Genomic DNA, 656 nt, shown 5'->3' on the forward strand with positions numbered 1-656 from the left:
GCTGCTCTGGCGCTGCTCTGGTGGGGCGTGGCGGGCGGCACGGCGTCGTCCTGGATCGTCGGTGTTCCGACGATCGTGGCAGCGGCACTGCTCACGCCCCTGGCCCCGCGAGGGCCATGGGGCCTGAGCCTGTCGGGTGCGCTGCGCTTCGCGGCCTTCTTCCTGCGCGAGTCACTGCGCGGTGGTGTGGACGTGGCTCGGCGCGTCAGCGCGTCGCACCCGCGCGTCGCACCGGGCCTGGTGCAGTACCTCTGGCGGCTGCCCGAGGACGGACCGGCACGCTCGCTATTCGCGCTCTGCGTGAGCCTGCTGCCGGGCACGCTGGTGGCAAACGTCGGTGGGCGGGATCTGCTGATTCACGCCCTCGACACCGGCGCGCCGGTGGCCGCCGAACTGGCAGCGCTCGAAGATGCCGTCGCCGGCCTGTTCTCGCTCGCACTGCCCGCTGTGGCGCCCGGAGCGCCCGGTCAGGGCTGAGCGGATGGCCGCCGCACTGTGGATCATGGCCGCGCTGGTGCTGGCGACGATCGCGCTCGGCCTCCTGCGCGTGGAACGTGGCCCGTCCAACGGCGACCGCATGCTGGCCGCGCAGTTGCTGGGCACCGGCGTCGTGGCCGTGCTGCTGCTGCTGGCGCGCGCGACGGACGCCCCCGCCC

The 656-nt window shown here is 74.1% G+C and carries 1 protein-coding gene; it reads left to right on the top strand.

Going from position 1 to position 656, the window contains the following annotated elements:
- Nucleotides 1–477: Na+/H+ antiporter subunit E (locus tag RMP09_RS11995; protein WP_310566201.1), on the top strand; the 477-nt coding region annotated here is incomplete at its 5' end.
- Nucleotides 478–656: the final 179 nt, after the last annotated feature.

Origin of the sequence: Hydrogenophaga sp. (genome assembly GCF_031426985.1) — a bacterium.
Classification (GTDB): Bacteria; Pseudomonadota; Gammaproteobacteria; order Burkholderiales; family Burkholderiaceae_C; genus Hydrogenophaga.